This is a genomic window from Polaromonas sp. (assembly GCF_030682935.1).
In the GTDB taxonomy this organism is placed as follows: Bacteria; Pseudomonadota; Gammaproteobacteria; order Burkholderiales; family Burkholderiaceae_C; genus Polaromonas.
In genome coordinates this window covers 1-1,309 of record NZ_JAUXNA010000075.1, presented here as the reverse complement: position 1 = coordinate 1,309, position 1,309 = coordinate 1, and the positions used below count along the sequence as shown (strand labels likewise).

Genomic DNA, 1,309 nt, shown 5'->3' with positions numbered 1-1,309 from the left:
GCGTTGACCACCAGATCGTTGTCACGGCTGTGGATACCCACAATCATGCCTTCGTACACGGGGTCATTGGCGCGCACGAACATGCGGCCGCGGTCGTCGAGCTTGCCCAGCGCGTAGGTGAAGATTTCACCGGCGTCCATGGAAATCAGCACGCCGTTCTTGCGGCCACCGATCTCACCCTTGTGCGGCTCGTAGCAGTCGAAGATGTTGGCGATCAAGCCAGAGCCACGCGTCAGGTTCAGGAATTCGTTGGTGAAACCGATCAGGCCACGCGCCGGGATGCGGTATTCCAGGCGCACGCGGCCACGGCCGTCCGGCTCCATGTTGACCAGGTCGCCCTTGCGCTCGCCCAAAGCCTGCATCACGCCGCCCTGGTGCTGCTCTTCGATGTCGGCGGTCACCAACTCGATCGGCTCGTACTTTTCACCGTTCACTTCTTTCATCACAACGCGCGGCTTGGACACCGCCAGCTCAAAACCTTCGCGGCGCATGTTTTCCAGCAAGATGGTCAGGTGCAGTTCGCCGCGACCCATGACTTCAAAGATACCTTCTTCGTCGGTTTCCTTGACGCGCAGGGCGACATTGTGTTGCAGTTCTTTTTGCAGGCGGTCCCAGATCTGGCGGCTGGTGACGTACTTTCCCTCACGGCCAGCCAGCGGGCTGGTGTTGACGCAGAAGTTCATGGTCAGCGTCGGTTCATCGACCTTGAGCATGGGCAGCGGCATCGGATTGATCGGATCAGTGATGGTCACGCCAATGCCGATATCCGTCAGGCCGTTGATCAGCACGATTTCGCCGGGGCCGGCTTCCGTCGCCTGCACGCGCTCCAGGCCCTGGAAGGTCAACACCTGGTTGATACGACCCTTGACGGCCTTGCCATCCGGACCTTCCATCACCACAACGTCCATCATGGGCCTGATCGTGCCCTGGCTGATGCGGCCAACGCCAATCCGGCCCACAAAGGTCGAAAAGTCGAGCGCGGAAATTTGCAGTTGCAGCGGCGCTGCCGGGTCGCCCTTTTGTGGCGGCACATGCTTGAGCACGGTGTTGAACAGGGCCGACATGTCGGGGCCCCACTGCTCACCCGGCGCGCCCTCTTCCAGCGATGACCAGCCGTTGATACCCGAGGCGTAGACCACGGGGAAATCGAGCTGTTCGTCGGTGGCGCCGAGCTTGTCGAACAGGTCGACAGCGGCGTTGACCACGAAATCAGGGCGCGCACCGGGCTTGTCCACCTTGTTCACCACCAGGATGGGCTTGAGGCCCAGGGCCAGCGCCTTCTTGGTCACAAAGCGGGTCTGGGGCATGG

The 1,309-nt window shown here is 61.5% G+C and carries 1 protein-coding gene; it reads right to left on the bottom strand.

The features are described from left to right. Positions 1-1,309, bottom strand: a 1,309-nt coding sequence (locus tag Q8K05_RS03005; protein ID WP_305245057.1) for a GTP-binding protein, incomplete at both ends; no start/stop codon positions are given.